Consider the following 17,049-nt stretch of genomic DNA (forward strand, 5'->3'; position numbering starts at 1 on the left):
CACCCCCACAACCCCCCTTACGACGGGACGGTCGTACGTCGATGAGCCCCCGCGCCGGGAACGCCGGCCCCCACACCCTCGCCTTCGTCGAGAGTCCGGTACAGCTGCTGAACGTGCTGGAGTGGGCGCACGCGCACGCGCCCGGCGTGGGGCTCACCCTCGTGGTGCTGTCGCCCCTCGACCCGATGACGCGCGGCCAGCTGCGGCGGATGTCCGACCTGGCCCGCGACGAGGGGCACCAGGTCCGCTGGGAGGAAGCGCGCGGCGGACCCCTGGCGCCCTTCCAGACCATCGGCGGCCTGACCGGCCTGCTCCGCAGGGCGCACCGGGTCGTGCTGGGGGATCCCTTCTCCCGCTACGTCCAGCTGCTGCTGACGATCACCCACGCCCGTGACCTGGTCGTCGTCGACGACGGCACGGCGACCATGGAGTTCGTCGGGCAGCTGGCCCGGGGCGAGCGGCTGGTGCGCTGGCACCGCAAGGGCGGCCGCCCCGGACCCCGAGACGTCATCTTCGCGCCGGTGTCGGCCTCGGCCCGCCGCCGCCTGACCCCCTCCGGCAGCCGCCGCATCGAGATCTTCTCCTCCATGCCGATGGCGGACACACCGGCGGGCGTCACGGTCGGCGCCAACACCTTCGCCTGGACCCGGGCCCGCTTCGGCCCGCCCCGCATCACCAAGGGCGCCGACATGGTGGGCACGTCCCTGGTCGAGACCGGCGTGGTGGACGACGGCCGCTACCTGGAGGCCGTCCGCGTCCTGGCGAAGACCCACGGCGCCACGCGCTACTTCGCCCACCGCCGCGAGAGCACCGACAAGCTCCACCGCCTCGCGGTCGACACGGGCCTGGAGATCGTCCGGCCCGAGCTCCCCCTGGAACTGATCGCCCGCCGCGGCCCCATCGGCCGCATGATCCTCAGCTTCCCCTCCACGGTCGTCCACACCCTCCCCCTCGCCCTGTCCGGCACGGAGGTCCGCGTGGCGGTCTGCGACATCGACCCGGCCTGGCTGACCGAGAACGCCTCCCCACGAGCCCAGGGCTTCCTGTCCGGGGTCACGGGCACGGCCCGGGACGTGCACCGCCTGTCAGCGGTGCAGGCGGTCTGAGGTTCCGGGCGCCGGTCCGGGGCACCATGCCGTGGCTTGCTACCCTCTGACCTGGGAAGACGCCGGGGGAGAGGGCGGGCTGTGGCAGCGGCCGGACACGAGGAACACGACGCTCCGAGCCGAGCCGAGACCCTCCGCAGACAGGCCGAACGCGCCTTCCTCTCGGGCCGGGCCGACGAGGCACACCGGATCGCGGTCCGGGCGCTGGCCGAGGCCGGGCGCACGGCGGCCCACTCCGGTGCCCTCCTCCTGGAGCACCTCGGCCGCTATCTCGACGCCGGAAGCACCAGCTGGGAGCACGACTACTTCGAGCAGTCCCTCGCCGAGCTCACCCCCGACGCGCCGCCGCGGGACCGGATCCGTGTGCTGTGCTCCGGCGGCCTCGCCCGGCTGCGGCGCGGCCGGACCGAGGAGGGCGTACGGGCCCTGGCCGAAGCCGCCGAGCTGGCCCGCGCGACCGGTGACGGCGCACTGGAGACGTTCGTGAGCACGATCGTCGCGGAAGCCGCCCTCACCCTCGGCAACCTGGACGAGTCCCTGCGGCACACCCGGCGCGCCCGGCGCCTGGGCATCGAGTCCGGCCGCCACCACCTGGTCGTGCGCTCCTACTTCAACGAGGCCCGCGCCACCTACCTGCGCACCGGGAACGTCGCCGACGCCGCCCGCATCCGCGGCGCGGGCATGACCTACGCGGCCGACCACGGGGAGCTGACCACCGAGGAGGGCAACACCCTGCGGCTGGCGCTCATCGAGGACCTGATCGAGGCCGGACGCTGGACCGAGGCCGACGAACTGCTCGGCGCTCCCGCACCGGGCGAGCGGCACGGTTCCCTCAACGAGGTCGAGGAGACCCTCGTACGCTCCTGGCTGCTGACCTGGCGCGGCCGGGAACCGGACCCGGCCCCGCCGTTCGTCCGCCTGGTGGCGTCCAGCAGCCCCCTGCACGAGGCCTACCTGCTCAGCCTCGCCCTCGCCGCCGCCGCCCGGCTCGGTGACCACGCCGCCGTCGAGGAACTGACCGGCCGCGCGCTCGAACTGGCCCGCGGCCACCTGGCACCGCCCAGCAGCGGCCTGTACGTCGTCGACGCGCTCGCCTCCGCGATCCGGGTCCAGACGACCGGGGCCAAACCGCCCATGCTCCACCCCGAGTGCGCGCCGCACCGGCTGCTGGAGACCCTGGAGGCCGTCCTCGCCCGGGTGCGGCATCACGTCGCCGCCCCGTACGAGCTGACCGACGGAGTGGCGGCGGTGGCGAGGGCGGAGGTGGCCCGGGCGGCCGGCGGAACGGGATCGTCCGGGCCGGACACCGACGAGGCGGGGCACTGGGAGACCGCGATCTGGGTGTTCCGCCGTACCCACGCCCGTGCCCGGCTGGTCCACGCCCTGCTGGGCCGCGCGGCCTGCCACCGGCCGGGCGACGAGCACGCAGCCCTCCTGCTCGACGAGGCCGAGCGGATCGCCAGGCCGATGCGGGCGCGGCCCTGCCTGGACGAGATCGCGCGCCTGCGCGCGGCCCACAGCCCCGAGCGGCACCCGGAGGCGGAACCGCGCCCGTTACCGGCGCTCGCGCTGACCCCCCGGCAGCGCGAGGTGATCGCCCGTCTCGCCCAGGGCCGCACGGACCGGGAGATCGCCACGGAACTGCGCCTCAGCGTCCGCACGGTGAACGCCCACGTGGCCCAGCTGCTGACCCGCCTCAGCGTGCGCAACCGCGCGGAGGCCGTGGCCTGGTACGTCCGCTCCGCCCAGGAGGGCGGGGGAGGAGGCGGCCGGGGAACGGGCGACGGGTGACCGAGGGGGACGGCGGCCGGGCTTCCTCAGCGCTCCGGGCACGGGGGGAGCGGGGCGGCGGCGGGCTGATCCGCGGTCGGCAGCGGGGGTGCGTCGCGCGTACCGCTGCGGCAGGCGGCCGTTCCCGCCACACAGACCAGGGCCACGCCGGCCGCCTGCAGCGCGTCGGGCCTCTGGGACAGCACCACGAAACCGATGCCGGTCGCGACCGCGGGCTCCAGGCTCATCAGCGTGCCGAACGCCCCCGCCGTCAGCCGGCGCAGGGCGAACAGCTCCAGCAGGTGCGGGAGGATCGGCAGCAGCACGGCGGCCAGGGCCGTGACCGCCAGTACGCCCGGATCGAACCAGTCCGCCTGCGCCCCGCCGGCTGCCACCACGCCGGTGCACAGGGCCGCGGCGGCGGTGGCCAGCGCGACCCCCTGCTGCCCCGGCAGCCGGTCGCCGACGCGCTGGGTCAGGAGGATGTAGCCCGCCAGCCCCACCGCGGCACCGAGCGCGAACCCGATCCCCGGCCAGTCCGCGGACGCCTCCCAGGGCCGGGTGAGCAGCAGCACCCCCGCCAGCGCGAGCAGCGGCCAGCACAGGTCGGCGCGCCGCCGTGAACCCGCTACCGCGACGAGCAGCGGTCCCGCGAACTCCACCGCGCTGACCGTCCCCAGCGGCAGCCGGTCGATCGCCTGGAACGAGCACAGGGTCATCACCGCGCTCGCCCCGCCCAGCGCCGCCGCCGCACCGAGGTCCCTGCGCGGCAGACGCCTGATCCGCGGCCGGGTCCACAAGAGCAGCAGCACGGCCGCGCAGCTCAGCCGCAGCCAGGCGGTCCCGGCGGGCGACACCCGGTCGAAGAGCAGCACGGCGAGGGAGGCCCCGGTCTGCACGCTGACCATGGCGCAGACGGTGGCCGCCAGCGCGGGTGCGGCGGCGCGGGCCGCGGGCACGTGCGGCGATGCGGGCGCTACGGCGGTCATGCCCCGACGGCTCCGGCACTCGTCACGGCGGGGGCGGGAGCGGGGTCGTGCTCGAGGGTCGCCCGGACGAGGAAGGCCGTCTCCGCGTAGAAGAACTCCCCGTCCCGGGCGGCCCGTTCCACGGCACCCGTCCACGCGTCGATCTCGGCGGCCGGCAGCGGGCCCGTCCCGCGCAGCGCGCGCTCCCGCAGGGCCGCGGCGATCTGGTCGACGCGGTGCCGGGCGAACCCGGCCAGTTCGGTGCACACCGTCACGTGCGTGTCGACCCGTTCCAGCCGCAGCAGACTCTTGCGCACCAGTGATGCGGCCTTGCGTCCCATCCAGGCGTCGCTGAACCGCATCCACTCCTCCGGGAACTCCGCCCACCCGTGGCAGACGGCCCGGGTCAGCTCCGGGTCGCCGGCGCGTATCACCAGCGCGTCGTAGTCGGTGTGCGAGATCACCGCCGTCCCACCCGGCCGCAGCAGCCGGGCCACCTCGTCGATCAGCGCCCCCGGGTCGCGCAGGAACTCCAGGACGTCGTGGCAGACCACCGCGTCCATGCTCCCGGCCGGGTACCGGGTGGGCTTGTCCAGGTCGTGCACCTCGATCTCGGCGGCCTGCCCCAGCAGGGCCCGCGCGGCCGCCACCGCACCGGGGTCGACGTCACAGCCGTACAGCACCGCACCGGGGGCTCTCGACGCCACCGCCTGGAGTGTCCCGCCGGTCCCGCACCCGAGGTCGAGCACCCGCTGTCCGGGGACCGCGTCCAGGCTGGTGGCCAGCGCACTGTGAACCGAATGACCAGGCAGGGGCATGCGAACGTCCTTCCACCACTCCGCGACCGACGAGGCTCGTTTCTACCGGCGCGCCGGGCGTGGGGGCTTCGGTAGTTCTACCTAGCCGCGACCGCTTGGCCGAAAAACGCCTGACGGCGCGGGCGCCGGTCTGCGGGCCAGGAGGAAGGCGCGCGGCATCTTCTCCTCGCCCTGGGGCGCGCGCAGCACCCGGGCGTACATCTCCAGGCCCGCCTCTTCGAGGTGCCCGGCGACCGTCTCCGGAGTGCGCCAGTGGTAGTCGAGCGAGATCTCCTTCCCGTAGCGCTCTCTCAGGCGCTGATGCCCGTCCTCGTCCCCGGACTGGAAACCGAGCAGCACCGGCGCCCCCGGCAGCAGGACGCGGCGGAACCCGGCGAAGACGGACGGCAGGTGATCGTCCGGCACATGGATGATCGAGTAGAGCGCGACGATGCCGCCCAGCGTCTCCTCGGGCAGGTCCAGCGCCGTCATCGAACCGACGTGGAAGCGCAGCTCCGGGTGCGCCCGGCGGGCCAGGGCCACCATGCGGGGCGACGCGTCGATCCCGAACACCGGCAGCCCGGCCTCGTGCAGCCGCGCCGTGACGTACCCCGGACCGCTGCCGATGTCCGCGACCGGCGGCCGCCCGGCCGTCCCGGCCGCCCGGGCCAGCTCCACGAAGGCCGTCAGCAGGGCCAGCTCCAGCGGTCTCCCGGCCAGACTGTCGGGGTGCTCGGCGGCATAGGCCTCGGCGATCGCGTCGTACGAGGCCTGCGTGGACTGTAAGAAATCGGGGGCGCGCACGGGGCGCAGATTAGCGGGGCGCTCGTCCGGCAGATGAACAAGCCCGTGTTCGCCGCGCAGAGCGTGGTATCCGTGGAGAGGATGGATGGATACCGGAGTCGTGACGCTGGTGTGGTCGAAGTCACACTCCGGGAGATGGATGGCCCGTCCCGTCCCAAAAGGCAGGCGAGCATACCCATCTCACTTGATAGCTATGCGTCCGGCGGTCATATTTTCTTCCCCTTTCGGGTTGAAGTTTTGTTGATCCAGGGTCGGTCGACCGCCTCGGCGCCCTACCCTTCAAAGGGTGAAGCCACTGATGTCACTGGAGTCCGAGGTCGATCTTCCCGGCGGAGCCGTACTTCCCGGTGCACTGCCCGACGCTCTGCGGGCCGAGCTCATCGCGTTCCGACGCGACATGCACATGCACCCGGAGCTCGGCAACCAGGAGTTCCGCACGACCGCCGCGATCAAGGAGCGGCTCGAGCGGGCCGGCCTCAAGCCGCGCGTCCTCGCCGTGGGGACCGGACTCGTCTGTGACATCGGCGTGGAGGGCGACCAGTGGGACGGAGGCCCCAGCATGCTCGCCCTGCGGGCCGACATCGACGGCCTGCCCATCCCGGACACCAAGACGGAGTGCCCGTACCGCTCGACCGTGCCCGACCGCGCGCACGCCTGCGGCCACGACGTGCACACCACCGTCGTCCTGGGCGCAGGCCTGGTCCTCGCCGCATTGCACCGGCAGGGCGCGCTGCCCCGCCCCGTCCGGCTGATCTTCCAGCCGGCCGAGGAGGTGCTGCCCGGCGGCGCGGCCGACGCCATCAAGAGCGGGGCGCTGGAAGGGGTCGGCGCGATCATCGCCGTGCACTGCGACCCTCGTGTGGACGCCGGAAGGATCGGGCTCCGCGAGGGCCCCATCACCTCCGCCTGCGACCGGCTGGAGATCGGCCTCGACGGCCCGGGCGGCCACACCGCCCGCCCCCACCTCACGACCGACCTGGTCACCGCCGCGGCCCGCGTCGTCACGGACGTGCCCGCGCTGGTCGGCCGCCGCTTCGACAGCCGCAGCGGGCTCGCCATCACCTGGGGCCGCGTCGAGTCGGGCCACGCGCCCAACGTGATCCCGCAGCACGCTGAGCTCTCCGGCACGGTGCGCTGCCTCGACCTCGAGGCGTGGCGGCAGGCCCCCGACGTCGTGGTCGCGGCCATCGACGAGGTCGCCAACCTCCACCGCGCCAAGTCGGAGATCAACTACGTGCGCGGCGTCCCGCCGGTCGTCAACGAGCCCGGCGTCACCGAGCTGCTGCGCGACGCCATGATCGCCCGGCGCGGCGTCGAGTCCGTCGAGGGCACCGAGCAGAGCCTCGGCGGCGAGGACTTCTCCTGGTACCTGGAGCACGTCCCCGGCGCCATGGCCCGCCTGGGCGTCCGCACCCCCGGCGAACGCCACGTACGCGACCTCCATCAGGGCGACTTCGACGTCGACGAGTCCGCCATCACGGTGGGAGTGGAACTCTTCACAGCCGCAGCCCTGGTCAACGGCCTCCGCTAGGCCCCTTCTCGGGGCACGGAAACCCGACCTTCTTGGGGGCGGGTGGAAACCTCGCCTTCTCGAAGGGCGGGGGCGGGCCCGCCCTTCCTGGGGGCGCGGGGAACTGCGCGACCAGCCACCACGCCGCCGCAGCCGACCGGCGACCTCACACGGCCCGGCCCAACCCGACGGGCCCCGGTTGCGAGCGGCGCAGCCTCACGGCAGCCTGGTGCGCGTGGCGAGGTAGACACGCGCCGTGTCGCCGAGTACACCTTTCGACCCCGTTCGATCCCGTGGTTCACAAGGGCGTAACCGGCCATCGGCACGAATGGATAACGGCCCCGCGGCGAACCGTTCCCAGGAGTGTCTACGCGCGTTAATGTGCGCCGAACCGAGCACCCACTGCGGGGCTTTGGAGAATGGGGAACTTCAGATGCGTCGGATTTCCAAACTGACCCGCGTCGCGGTGGGGGTCGCGTCGCTCGGGCTCGTCGCCACGGCCTGCGGCGGCACCAGCAGCGACAGCGGTGACAGCGACAGCAGCGAGCGCGGCGTCGCGATCGCGTACGACGTCGGCGGCAAGGGCGACCAGTCCTTCAACGACGCCGCCTACGCCGGCCTGACGAAGGCCAAGGACGAGTTCGGCTACAAGACGGCCGACATCGAGCCCACCGAGGGCGAGACGGACGCCGACAAGGAGCAGCGCCTGGCGTCGCTCGCCAAGCAGGGCTACAACCCGGTCATCGGCGTCGGGTTCGCCTACGCCCCGGCGATGAAGGCCGTGGCCTCCAAGTACCCGGACACCACCTTCGGCATCGTGGACTCCGTGGTCGAGGGCAAGAACGTCGCCTCCCTCGTCTTCGCCGAGGAGCAGGCCTCGTACCTCGCCGGTGTCGCCGCCGCCAAGGCCACGAAGAGCGACGTCGTCGGCTTCGTGGGCGGCGTGGACATCCCGCTGATCCACAAGTTCGAGGCCGGCTACACGCAGGGTGTCAAGGACACCAAGCCCGGGGTGGAGGTCCTGTCGCAGTACCTCACCCAGACGGCCGAAGAGGGCGGATTCGCCAGCCCGGACAAGGGCAAGGCCGCCGCCGAGGGCCAGATCGAGAAGAAGGCCGATGTGCTCTACGCGGCCGCCGGCCTGTCCGGACAGGGCGTGATCGAGGCCGCCGCCAAGGCGAAGGTCTGGGCGATCGGCGTCGACTCCGACCAGTACAAGCAGGCCGCTCTGGCCCCGTACAAGAACTACATCCTCACGTCCGCGCTCAAGGACATCGGCGGAGCGGTCTACGACCTGTCCAAGTCGGTCCAGGACGGCAAGCCGCTGACCGGCACGAAGACCTTCGACCTGAAGGTCGACGGCGTGGGCCTGTCCGAGTCGAACCCCGAGTTCGCGAAGGTCGCGGGCCTCAAGGAGGCCGTGGACAAGGCGAAGCAGGGCATCGTCGACGGCTCCATCAAGGTGAAGACCGAGTAGCAGCCGAGCAGTACCGCAGCAGAGCGGGCGGACACCCCAGGGTGTCCGCCCGCTCCGTGCTTCCCGGCCCGGGCGCCCCGGTTGCCGGAAGTTGCCGGACGAACGCGCCCGGGCCACCCCGGAGTCGCCGACGGTCCGCGGGGCGGCCGCGGCCGCCGACGCGCCGGGCGGACGCAGCGCGCGTGCCCGCGCCGACCCGGGCGGTCCGGCGCAGACCGGCCCGCGCAACCGTGTGGTCCGGCGGGGACCGGCCCGCGCAGCCCGGGCCGCTTCCGGGTCGCCGACGCCGCGCTGGGCGGCGGTGGCAGACGACGCCGACGCGTCGGGCGGACGCGGGCGCGCGGTGCCGGGCGCCGACCCGGACGGACCGGCCCGCGCAGACCTCCCGGTTAAGCCGCCCAACCCGCCGATCGAGGCCCCGCGGAAGCAGCCGCCGCAGCGGATCACCCAGCGCCACCCCCCGTTTGCGGTCGGCAACGCCCCGGCCAAGGACCGGTGATGGCTTGGCCACGGGCGCATAACAAGGTGGACAGAAGGGGTTTTCAGGCAGGTCTACGCGCGTTAATCTGCGGCGAAGCCAGCGCTGAAGCTGAACCGTCCCGGCGCTGTGCGACCTCGTTGTACGACAGGAGCACCCACACATGCGCCGGATTTCCCGGATCACGGTCGCAGGCGCAGCGACCGCCTCCCTGGCCCTCGCGCTCTCCGCCTGCGGCGGCACCTCGACCTCCGCCGGGTCGTCGGACTCGAAGGGCGACAAGGGTCTCGCCATCGCCTACGACGTCGGCGGCAAGGGCGACCAGTCCTTCAACGACGCCGCGTACGCGGGCCTGGAGCAGGCGAAGAAGGAGTTCGGGTACCAGACGGCCGACGTGGAGCCCACCGAGGGCGAGACGGACGCCGACAAGGAGCAGCGCCTGGCGTCCCTCGCCAAGCAGGGCTACAACCCGGTCATCGGCGTCGGCTACGCGTACGCCTCGGCCGTGAAGGGTGCCGCCGCGAAGTTCCCGGACACCACCTTCGGCATCGTCGACGACTCCACGATCAACACCAAGAACGTGGCCGACCTGGTCTTCAACGAGGAGCAGGCCTCCTACCTGGCCGGCGTCGCCGCCGCCAAGACCAGCAAGACGAAGGTCGTCGGCTTCGTCGGCGGTGTGGACATCCCGCTGATCCACAAGTTCCAGGCGGGCTTCGCGCAGGGCGTGAAGGACACCGACCCGAAGGTCAAGGTGCTCTCCCAGTACCTCACCCAGACGGCCGAGGAGGGCGGTTTCGCCAGCCCCGACAAGGGCAAGACGGCCGCCGAGGGCCAGATCGAGAAGAAGGCCGACGTCGTCTACGCGGCCGCCGGCCTGTCCGGCCAGGGTGTCATCGAGGCCGCCGCCGCCAACAAGGTGTGGGCCATCGGTGTCGACTCCGACCAGTACCAGCAGGAAGCCCTCGCCAAGTACAAGGACTCCATCCTGACCTCGGCGATGAAGGATGTCGCCAAGGCGGTGTACAACCTGGCGAAGTCGGTCGAGGACGGTAAGCCCGAGACCGGTATCGTTCGTGGCGATCTGAAGACCGGCGAAGTGAGCCTGTCGAACTCCAACCCGAAGTTCGCGGACGACGCCGAGCTCCAGGCAGCCATCAAGACGGCCAAGGAGAAGATCATCAGCGGCGAGATCAAGGTCAAGAGCAGCTGACGAGCGACTGCCTCGAAGCAGGCGGTAACCCCCGGGGTTACGTCCGCCCGACGGGGTACGGGGAGCTGCTCCTCGTGCCCCGTTGTCGCGGGGCGTCGGCCCCTTTGTATGCCGTAGGGGCGCTACGCGCGTAGACGGCCCCCGTCCCCAGGAGAGTGCGCCATCAACGCGTCCAGCAGCCCTCCGGCCGGAGCGGCGGTCAACGAATCGGTGACCGCCGTCGAACTCGCCGGGATCACCAAGCGTTTCCCCGGTGTCGTGGCCAACCACGACATCCACCTCACCGTCCGCAAGGGCACCGTGCACGCCCTCGTCGGCGAGAACGGCGCCGGCAAGTCGACGCTGATGAAGATCCTCTACGGCATGCAGAAGCCGGACGAGGGCACCATCGCCGTGAGCGGCGAGCAGGTCAGCTTCGCGTCGCCGGCCGACGCCATCGTCCGCGGCATCGGCATGGTCCACCAGCACTTCATGCTCGCCGACAACCTCACGGTCCTCGAGAACGTGGTCCTCGGCAGCGAGAACCTCTACGGCATCGGCGCCAAGGCCCGCCGCAAGATCAGGGAGCTTTCCGAGCGCTACGGCCTCGGCGTGGAACCCGACCTCCTCGTCGAGGAGCTCGGCGTCGCCGCCCGCCAGCGCGTGGAGATCCTCAAGGTCCTCTACCGCGGCGCCACCACCCTCATCCTCGACGAGCCGACCGCCGTGCTCGTGCCGCAGGAGGTCGACGCCCTCTTCGCCAACCTGCGCGAACTGCGCTCCGAGGGCTTGTCGGTCATCTTCATCTCGCACAAGCTCGGCGAGGTGCTCTCCGTCGCCGACGAGATCACCGTCATCCGCCGCGGCACCACCGTCGGCACGGCCGTCCCCGCCGAGACGACGCCCCGTCAGCTCGCCGAGATGATGGTCGGCAGCGAGCTGCCCACGCCCGAGACGGCCGAGTCCACGGTCACCGACCGCCCGGTCATCAGCGTCGACAAGCTGCGCCTGGCGGCCCCGGGCGGCAAGGCCCTCCTGGACGACATCAGCTTCACCATCCACGCGGGCGAGGTCCTCGGCATCGCCGGCGTCGAGGGCAACGGCCAGACCGAGCTCGTCGACGCCCTCATCGGCCTCCGCTCCGCCGACACCGGCACCATCCGGCTCGCCGACGAGGAGATCACCGCCTGGCCCACCCGCCGCCGCCGCGAGCAGGGCATCGGCTACATCCCCGAGGACCGGCACCGCCACGGCCTCCTCCTGGAGGCTCCCCTCTGGGAGAACCGCATCCTCGGCCACGTCACCGAGAAGCCCCTCGCCAAGGGCGTCTGGCTGGACCCGAAGGCGGCCCAGGAGGACACCCGGCGGATCGTCACGGAGTACGACGTCCGCACCCCCGGCATCGACGTCACCGCCGCCTCCCTGTCCGGCGGCAACCAGCAGAAGCTGATCGTCGGCCGCGAGATGAGCCACAAGCCGCGCTTCCTCATCGCCGCACACCCCACCCGGGGCGTGGACGTCGGTGCCCAGGCCGCCATCTGGGACCACATCCGCGAGGCGCGCCGCGAGGGCCTGGCCGTGCTGCTGATCTCCGCCGACCTCGACGAGCTGATCGGCCTGTCCGACACGCTGCGCGTGATCTACAACGGCAAGCTGGTCGCGGACGCCGACCCGGCCACCATCACCCCCGAGGAGCTCGGCTCGGCCATGACCGGTGCCGCCACCGGGCACCTGGAGCACGACGACACCCCCGAGATCTCGAAGGCCGACGCCCCCGAGTCTCCGGAAGACGAGGCCCGCTGATGAAGAAGTTCGACAAGGAGCGCGTGCTCCTCGCGGTGGCCGGACCGGTCATCGCGCTGGCCGTGGCCTTCGTCCTGAGCGCGATCGTGCTGCTCGCGTCGGGCAAGAGCCCCTTCGAGCCGTTCGCCCTGATGTTCGAGCAGCTGAGCTTCTCCGACATCCAGGTCCTGATCATCAACCAGGCCTCGATGTACTACATCGCGGCCCTCGCGGTGGCCATCGGCTTCCGGATGAACCTGTTCAACATCGGCGTCGACGGCCAGTACCAGCTCGGCGCCATGATGGCCGCCATCGTCGGCGCCCATGTGAACACGCCCGCCGCGATCCAGGTGCCGCTGCTGCTCCTGACGGCCGTCCTCACCGGCGCCTTCTGGTCCGGCATCGCCGGTGTCCTCAAGGTCACCCGCGGCGTCAGCGAGGTCGTCGCCACGATCATGCTCAACGCGATCGCCACCTCCGTGATCGCCTACCTGTGGCTGCCGGACGTCTTCGGCGTGAAGGTCGGCAACAACAACACCACCGGCGAGATGTACGAGTCCGGCTGGATCCCCGGCATCCCGATGGGCGCGGCCGGCGAGATCTACGGCCTGGTGCTCCTCGCCGTGCTGCTCGGCATCGGCTACTGGGTCGTCCTCAACCGCACCCGCTTCGGCTTCGACCTGCGCGCCTCCGGCGCCTCGCAGACCGCCGCCGCGGCCAGCGGCGTCGACCCCAAGCGCATGGTGCTCAGCGCCATGCTGATCTCCGGCGGCATCGCGGGCCTCGCCGGCCTGCCGATCCTGCTCGGCGACACCCACACCTACAGCCTGAACTTCCCCACCGGCATCGGCTTCCTCGGCATCGGCATCGCCCTGCTGGGCCGCAACAGCCCCGTCGGCATCGCCTTCGCCGCCCTGCTGTGGGCCTGGCTCGACAAGGCCTCGCCCGAGCTCGACTTCCACGGCTACGACAAGGAGATCGCGGTCATCATGCAGGGCCTGATCGTGCTCTCGGTCGTCGTCTCCTACGAGGCCGTCCGCGAATGGGGCCTGCGCCGCCAGCAGCGCCGCGTAGGTGCCGAACTCGCCGCCGGTCACGTCCTCGGCGCCCAGAACACGAAGGAGGTGGCTGGCCGATGACCACCGCGACCGACGTCAACCAGCCCTCGCTGCAGCCCACGGCGCCGACCGGCCGACGCCTGTCGTGGCCCGTCCTGCTGCTCATCATCGCCGGAGGCCTGGCGCTCACCTCGATCGTCCGCATCATCACGGGCGCCGACGGCATCACCAACGTCAGCCAGATGTCCACCGCGCTCCAGCTCGCCGTGCCGATCGGCCTCGCCGGTCTCGGCGGTCTGTGGGCCGAGCGCGCGGGCGTGGTCAACATCGGCCTCGAAGGCATGATGATCCTCGGCACCTGGTTCGGCGCCTGGGCCGGCTTCCAGTGGGGCCCGTGGACCGGTGTCCTGGTGGGCATCGCCGGCGGCGCGATCGGCGGTCTGCTGCACGCCTTCGTGACCGTCACCTTCAACGTCAACCACATCGTCTCCGGTGTGGCCATCAACATCCTCGCCCTCGGCGCCACCCGCTACCTCGCGCCCCTCGCCTTCGAAGGCCACACCGGCGGCTCCGCCAAGCAGTCCCCGGCGGTGGAATCCCTCGGGAACTTCACGGTGCCGGGACTGTCCGACGCGCTGCGCGACCTGAACAACCAGGGCTGGTTCTTCGTCTCCGACATCGCGGGCCTGCTCGGCGGCCTGGTCACCAACGTGTCCTGGCTGACCCTGATCGCCATCGCGCTGATCCCCGCCACCTGGTGGATCCTGTGGCGCACGGCCTTCGGCCTGCGGCTGCGCTCCTGCGGCGAGAACCCGGTCGCCGCCGAGTCCCTCGGCGTCAACGTCTACAAGTACAAGTACATCGCTGTCGTCGTCTCCGGCGGTCTGGCCGGCCTCGGCGGTGTGTTCCTGTCCATCGTGGCCAACCCCTTCTACCTGGAGGGCCAGGTCAGCGGACGCGGCTTCATCGGCCTCGCGGCGATGATCTTCGGCAACTGGATGCCGGGCGGCCTCGCCCTCGGCGCGGGCCTGTTCGGCTACACCGACAGCCTCAACCTGCGCGGCGGCTCCGCCAACGTGCACGCCCTGCTGCTGCTCGGCGCCCTGCTGCTGATCATCGGTGCGATCTTCCTGGTGGTCCGCAAGAAGTACGCCCCGTCGATGATCACCGCGGTCGTCGCCGCCCTGGTGTTCGCCTGGTACGCGACCACCGACGAGGTCCCGAACCAGGTCGTCTCCGCCACGCCGTACGTCATCACCCTGGTGGTCCTCGCCCTGTCCGCGCAGCGGCTGCGGATGCCGAGGGCGAACGGCATGCCGTACCGGAAGGGGCAGGGCAAGTGACCGACGCCGGCCCGGCCGTCGACTGGGAGAAGCTGCGCGCGGTGGCCCGGGACGCCATGTCCCGGGCGTACGCCCCCTACTCCGGCTACCCGGTCGGTGCGGCGGCCCTGGTCGACGACGGGCGGATCATCTCCGGCTGCAACGTCGAGAACGCCTCGTACGGGCTCGGCCTGTGCGCCGAGTGCGGTCTGGTGTCGGAGCTGCACAACACCGGCGGTGGCCGTCTGACGCACTTCACCTGCGTCGACCGCAACGGCGACACGCTCGTCCCGTGCGGGCGCTGCCGCCAGCTGCTCCACGAGTTCGGCGGCCCGGACCTCCTGCTGGAGACCCCCGCGGGGATCCTGCCGCTCTCCCGGATGCTGCCCCAGGCCTTCGGCCCGGAACACCTCAGCAAGTAACTCCCGTGCGGCCCCTCTGAGTTGCTCACGCGACCGGCTCAGAGGGGCCGTGCGGCTTCTGGAACCCTCGGAAGGAAGCCAAGCCATGGCCATGGACGTCATCTCCGTCATCCGCACCAAGCGGGACCGCGGTGAACTCAGCGACGCGCAGATCGACTGGGTCATCGACGCGTACACCCGCGGGGAGGTCGCCGACGAGCAGATGTCCGCCCTCGCCATGGCGATCCTGCTGAACGGCATGAACCGCCGCGAGATCGCCCGCTGGACGGCCGCGATGATCGCCTCCGGCGAGCGCATGGACTTCTCGTCCCTGTCCCGCCCCACCGCCGACAAGCACTCCACGGGCGGCGTCGGCGACAAGATCACCCTGCCGCTGGCCCCCCTGGTCGCCGCCTGCGGCGCGGCCGTGCCGCAGCTGTCCGGCCGCGGCCTCGGCCACACCGGCGGCACGCTCGACAAGCTCGAAGCGATCCCCGGCTGGCGTGCGCTGCTCTCCAACGAGGAGATGCTGAACGTCCTCGACACCACCGGCGCGGTGATCTGCGCCGCGGGCGACGGCCTGGCCCCAGCCGACAAGAAGCTCTACGCCCTCCGGGACGTCACCGGCACGGTCGAGGCCATCCCGCTCATCGCCTCCTCGATCATGTCCAAGAAGATCGCCGAGGGCACGGGCTCGCTGGTCCTCGACGTGAAGGTCGGCACCGGCGCCTTCATGAAGACCATCGAGGACGCCCGCGAACTGGCCTCCACGATGGTCGGCCTGGGCACCGACCACGGCGTGAAGACGGTCGCGCTCCTCACGGACATGGCCACGCCCCTCGGCCTCACCGCCGGCAACGCCCTGGAGGTCCGCGAGTCGGTGGAGGTCCTGGCGGGCGGCGGCCCCGCGGACGTGGTCGAGCTGACGATCGCCCTGGCCCGCGAGATGCTGGACGCGGCCGGAGTGAAGGACGCCGACCCGGCGAAGGCCCTGGCCGACGGCTCCGCGATGGACGTCTGGCGCCGGATGATCGCGGCCCAGGGCGGCGACCCGGACGCGGCGCTCCCGGTGGCCCGCGAACAGCATGTGATCAAGGCCCCTGCCTCGGGCGTGCTGACCCGCCTCGACGCCTACGGCATCGGCGTCGCCGCCTGGCGCCTCGGCGCGGGCCGTGCCCGCAAGGAGGACCCGGTGCAGGCGGGCGCCGGCGTCGAGATGCACGCCAAGCCGGGCGACACGGTGACCGAGGGCCAGCCCCTGCTGACCCTCCACACCGACACCCCGGAGCGCTTCGAGTACGCCCTCCAGGCGGTCGAGGGCTCCTACGACGTGGCGGCCCCGGGAACGGCCTTCACGGCGTCGCCGGTGGTGCTGGAGCGCATCGCCTGACCTGGGGTTTTCTCGTTCGGGTGAACGGGACTGGTGGACCCGCACCAGTCCCGTTCGGCATGCTGGGATCGGTGACGCACTGATTGGAGTACCGCCATGAGCGCACTCACCGTCGACCACTCGCCGACCAACGGGCACGAGTGGGACGACCTCGTCCGGATCTGGCAGGAGACGGACGCGCCAGAGGGCTGCAAGGTGGAGATCATCGAGGGGATCGTCACCGTGGCGCCACCGCCGTCCAACGCCCACAACGACATCGCTGACTTGGTTCAGCGAGCTCTGTACGAGGTCATCCCCAGGCACTGGGGCATCTACCAGACTCTGGGGACGGCGGTCCCGTCCCGTGACGGGCTCTACATTCCTGATCTCGCAGTAGCCCCCAGGCAGGTACTGCGTGACGAGGGTGGCAACTTCATCCCAGCGGCTGCCGCCGAACTCATCGTCGAGATCACGTCCAAGTCGAACGCGGCGCACGACCGGATCAAGAAGGCCGCAGGCTACGCCCAGGCGGGTGTGCCGTTGTACTTGCTCATCGACGGCTGGGCCCCCGGCGGTCCCACCATCACCCTCTACGGCGAACCGCAACGGGATGTCTACCGGGTTCTCGACGCCGGCAAGTTCGGAGAACATATCGCGCTGCCCGAGCCCTTCGGCCTCGAACTCGACACCGGCGAGTTCGCCGAGAACTGAGTCACCCCAGCACCGCCGCCACCACCACCAGCACCGGCACCGCCAGCACCGTCGACAGCAGGATCGACTCCCTCGCCAGCACCTCGCCCACGCGGTAGCTGCTCGCGTAGGTGAACAGGTTCTGGGCGGCCGGTAGCGCCGACGTCACCACCACGTCGAGCAGGGACGCCCCGTGGAGGCCGAAGACGCCCGCTGCGAGGGCCCAGGCGGCCAGGGGCTGGATGATCGTTGGGGCATACAGCCAACCCTCCGGGGAAGGCACCGCCCAGGTCAATGTGATCCTTACGGCGCCGGCAGGACGGAC

15 protein-coding genes and 1 pseudogene are annotated in these 17,049 nt (G+C 71.7%); 12 read left to right on the forward strand and 4 right to left on the reverse strand.

Annotated features, from left to right (window positions below; translation table 11 throughout):
• Positions 1-41 precede the first annotated feature (41 nt).
• Both HNR57_RS11895 and HNR57_RS40570 read left to right on the forward strand, forming a co-directional pair.
• Complete coding sequence (locus HNR57_RS11895) at positions 42-1,106, forward strand: hypothetical protein (protein ID WP_184559598.1); 1,065 nt, start codon at positions 42-44, stop codon at positions 1,104-1,106.
• Positions 1,107-1,187: 81 nt separating this feature from the next.
• A complete protein-coding gene (locus HNR57_RS40570) occupies positions 1,188-2,897 on the forward strand; it encodes a LuxR C-terminal-related transcriptional regulator (RefSeq protein WP_313673438.1) in 1,710 nt (569 codons plus the stop codon).
• Positions 2,898-2,923: 26 nt separating this feature from the next.
• Here the strand turns inward: HNR57_RS40570 and HNR57_RS11905 are convergent, their stop codons facing one another.
• The 3 genes from HNR57_RS11905 to HNR57_RS11915 all read right to left on the reverse strand — a co-directional run bounded on the left by HNR57_RS11905 (position 2,924) and on the right by HNR57_RS11915 (position 5,454).
• Complete coding sequence (locus tag HNR57_RS11905; protein WP_221342365.1) at positions 2,924-3,865, reverse strand: EamA family transporter; 942 nt, start codon at positions 3,863-3,865, stop codon at positions 2,924-2,926.
• Entirely contained in the window at positions 3,862-4,662 is an 801-nt protein-coding gene (locus tag HNR57_RS11910) for a methyltransferase domain-containing protein (protein WP_184559600.1), read from the reverse strand. Before HNR57_RS11910 ends, HNR57_RS11905 begins: the two co-directional genes overlap by 4 nt.
• 81 nt (positions 4,663-4,743) lie before the next feature.
• On the reverse strand, positions 4,744-5,454 hold the full coding sequence (locus HNR57_RS11915) for a class I SAM-dependent DNA methyltransferase (RefSeq protein WP_221342470.1): 711 nt from the start codon (positions 5,452-5,454) through the stop codon (positions 4,744-4,746).
• A 289-nt stretch (positions 5,455-5,743) separates the two neighbouring features.
• Between HNR57_RS11915 and HNR57_RS11920 the strand changes: the two genes are divergently transcribed.
• The 10 genes from HNR57_RS11920 to HNR57_RS11965 all read left to right on the forward strand — a co-directional run bounded on the left by HNR57_RS11920 (position 5,744) and on the right by HNR57_RS11965 (position 16,745).
• Entirely contained in the window at positions 5,744-6,976 is a 1,233-nt protein-coding gene (locus tag HNR57_RS11920) for a M20 family metallopeptidase (protein ID WP_184560378.1), read from the forward strand.
• Positions 6,977-7,388: 412 nt separating this feature from the next.
• On the forward strand, positions 7,389-8,432 hold the full coding sequence (locus HNR57_RS11925; RefSeq protein ID WP_184559604.1) for a BMP family lipoprotein: 1,044 nt from the start codon (positions 7,389-7,391) through the stop codon (positions 8,430-8,432).
• 91 nt (positions 8,433-8,523) lie between these two features.
• The gene (locus tag HNR57_RS11930; RefSeq protein WP_184559606.1) at positions 8,524-8,931 is read left to right on the forward strand and encodes a hypothetical protein; all 408 of its coding nucleotides are present in this window, start codon (positions 8,524-8,526) and stop codon (positions 8,929-8,931) included.
• Positions 8,932-9,073: 142 nt separating this feature from the next.
• Positions 9,074-10,123 (forward strand): BMP family lipoprotein, encoded by a 1,050-nt coding sequence (locus tag HNR57_RS11935; RefSeq protein WP_184559608.1) that lies wholly within the window; start codon positions 9,074-9,076, stop codon positions 10,121-10,123.
• 210 nt (positions 10,124-10,333) lie between these two features.
• Positions 10,334-11,905 (forward strand): ABC transporter ATP-binding protein, encoded by a 1,572-nt coding sequence (locus tag HNR57_RS11940; RefSeq protein WP_184559610.1) that lies wholly within the window; start codon positions 10,334-10,336, stop codon positions 11,903-11,905.
• The gene (locus HNR57_RS11945; RefSeq protein ID WP_184559611.1) at positions 11,905-13,023 is read left to right on the forward strand and encodes an ABC transporter permease; all 1,119 of its coding nucleotides are present in this window, start codon (positions 11,905-11,907) and stop codon (positions 13,021-13,023) included. Before HNR57_RS11940 ends, HNR57_RS11945 begins: the two co-directional genes overlap by 1 nt.
• A complete protein-coding gene (locus HNR57_RS11950) occupies positions 13,020-14,285 on the forward strand; it encodes an ABC transporter permease (protein WP_184559613.1) in 1,266 nt (421 codons plus the stop codon). The genes HNR57_RS11945 and HNR57_RS11950 overlap by 4 nt, the downstream gene beginning before the upstream one ends.
• A complete protein-coding gene (locus HNR57_RS11955) occupies positions 14,282-14,686 on the forward strand; it encodes a cytidine deaminase (protein ID WP_184559614.1) in 405 nt (134 codons plus the stop codon). Before HNR57_RS11950 ends, HNR57_RS11955 begins: the two co-directional genes overlap by 4 nt.
• Positions 14,687-14,777: 91 nt before the next feature.
• A complete protein-coding gene (locus tag HNR57_RS11960; RefSeq protein WP_184560380.1) occupies positions 14,778-16,055 on the forward strand; it encodes a thymidine phosphorylase in 1,278 nt (425 codons plus the stop codon).
• Between the two features lie 96 nt (positions 16,056-16,151).
• Positions 16,152-16,745 carry a Uma2 family endonuclease gene (locus tag HNR57_RS11965; RefSeq protein WP_184559616.1) on the forward strand — a complete coding sequence of 198 codons (594 nt, stop codon included), beginning with the start codon at positions 16,152-16,154 and terminating at the stop codon, positions 16,743-16,745.
• Between the two features lies 1 nt (position 16,746).
• Here HNR57_RS11965 and HNR57_RS11970 read toward each other — a convergent pair.
• Positions 16,747-16,965 (reverse strand): annotated as a pseudogene (locus tag HNR57_RS11970) (AEC family transporter); the annotation flags it as partial.
• Positions 16,966-17,049 lie beyond the last annotated feature (84 nt).

The organism is Streptomyces paradoxus (assembly GCF_014202475.1).
In the GTDB taxonomy this organism is placed as follows: domain Bacteria; phylum Actinomycetota; class Actinomycetes; order Streptomycetales; family Streptomycetaceae; genus Streptomyces; species Streptomyces paradoxus.

Bases quoted from the DNA above. Each gene is read 5' to 3' on its own strand.
- HNR57_RS11910 (WP_184559600.1), bottom strand. From the start codon at position 4,662: ATGCCCCTGCCTGGTCATTCGGTTCACAGTGCGCTGGCCACCAGCCTG.
- HNR57_RS11895 (WP_184559598.1), top strand. From the start codon at position 42: ATGAGCCCCCGCGCCGGGAACGCCGGCCCCCACACCCTCGCCTTCGTC.
- HNR57_RS11960 (WP_184560380.1), top strand. From the start codon at position 14,778: ATGGACGTCATCTCCGTCATCCGCACCAAGCGGGACCGCGGTGAACTC.
- HNR57_RS11945 (WP_184559611.1), top strand. From the start codon at position 11,905: ATGAAGAAGTTCGACAAGGAGCGCGTGCTCCTCGCGGTGGCCGGACCG.
- HNR57_RS11950 (WP_184559613.1), top strand. From the start codon at position 13,020: ATGACCACCGCGACCGACGTCAACCAGCCCTCGCTGCAGCCCACGGCG.
- HNR57_RS11905 (WP_221342365.1), bottom strand. From the start codon at position 3,865: ATGACCGCCGTAGCGCCCGCATCGCCGCACGTGCCCGCGGCCCGCGCC.
- HNR57_RS11965 (WP_184559616.1), top strand. From the start codon at position 16,152: ATGAGCGCACTCACCGTCGACCACTCGCCGACCAACGGGCACGAGTGG.
- HNR57_RS11925 (WP_184559604.1), top strand. From the start codon at position 7,389: ATGCGTCGGATTTCCAAACTGACCCGCGTCGCGGTGGGGGTCGCGTCG.
- HNR57_RS11920 (WP_184560378.1), top strand. From the start codon at position 5,744: ATGTCACTGGAGTCCGAGGTCGATCTTCCCGGCGGAGCCGTACTTCCC.
- HNR57_RS11935 (WP_184559608.1), top strand. From the start codon at position 9,074: ATGCGCCGGATTTCCCGGATCACGGTCGCAGGCGCAGCGACCGCCTCC.